General features: G+C 59.2%; 1 protein-coding gene and 1 pseudogene. One reads left to right on the top strand and one right to left on the bottom strand.

From position 1 onward, the window contains the following. Positions 1-282 (bottom strand): hypothetical protein (locus AWB81_RS43155; RefSeq protein WP_144444403.1); only part of this gene is annotated, 282 nt, incomplete at its 3' end. A gap of 320 nt (positions 283-602) precedes the next feature. Here AWB81_RS43155 and AWB81_RS48170 point away from each other — a divergent pair. After that, positions 603-1,204: pseudogene (locus AWB81_RS48170) on the top strand (hypothetical protein); the annotation flags it as partial.

Here is a 1,204-nt window from a genome sequence, read left to right as displayed (position 1 = left end):
CTGCGCCTCGCCAAGTTCCCGACGCCTATCTCGCAACGCCTCGTCGAATGCATCGCGATCGGAAAAGCCATATTTCTGGAGCAACGCTTGTTGATCCGCCGCTGACAGATATCCGACTGCGTCGGAAACACCCTGCATGCGTTCAACGACCGCCGTGTTGACGACGACCTGCACAGCGGTGCGCTCGAGCGTGAATTGGCGAGCGACCAAGCCGACCCCTGCTATGGAGCTAACAGCGGATGCGCAGAGTATGGCGACGGTGATGATGTGACTGAGCTTCATAACGTCGGTGATCGTTTTTTATGCATTGCGGATTCGGTGCCCAATTTTCGTCGGACGCCGCGAGCAACGGTGTCCGAAAGACGCTCCGAATGAGGCGTCTTTCGCCGGCCGTACGGACCGTTTGATCGCCGAGCCGAAAGCGCGGCGTAATGCACGCGGGCGAAAGCTATATGTTTTTGTGCGTCATTCCCCAAAACGGCCGCTATCCGGATAGCGTTGGTCGGCGGCAGCACCAGGACGATCGTCGCAACCGATCATTGCGGCCGAGATAGTTATCCCCAAGCTTATCCAGAGAAACTGGGGATAACTTTCGGAAGCGTTTGACGAGAGGCACCATCAAATGCTCGTCTTTCTGCCTGTATGAGCAATCTCCAGCAGGTATCGTCTGTCGATCACCCGCGCATCTCGCGCATCGACGTTGCGGCGCCTTCACAAGCTCACCGCTCAATCAATTTTCCTATCTCAACCCGCAGGGGCATGTCCCCTTCGCGGGCTTGCGCCTGCTCACCTTTTGGAGCAATCGCATGTACACACAGTTGTCCTTTGCCTGCGGCTTCAACGAAGCGATGGTGCTCAACGCGGTTCTTGTGAAGCGCATCTGCTCGCGCGACGGCCACCGGCTGCCGCGCGGCTTCCGTTACTCGGGGCATGGCTTGCTGGAGATGGAAACGTATCTTGTGCAGGACGATCCGGTCGCGGCCTTTGATCAGTTGCTCGATCGAATCCGCAGCGTCGGTGGCAACCCGCAACTCGCGCCCGGCTTCATGGAGCACTTCGAGAGACGCATGCGACGAAGCGCACGCCAGGCGATACCGTTGCGGCATGTGGCCTGGACGACTGGTGCAGGGTCGCGGGATCAGGTGTCGGGCATCGCAAAGGAGACCCACAAGGTTGACGCGACGCGCTGGGCCAGTCCGCTCAT

It is taken from the genome of Caballeronia arationis, assembly GCF_001544975.2.
Classification (GTDB): domain Bacteria; phylum Pseudomonadota; class Gammaproteobacteria; order Burkholderiales; family Burkholderiaceae; genus Caballeronia; species Caballeronia arationis.
This window is presented reverse-complemented; position numbering and strand designations above follow the sequence as displayed.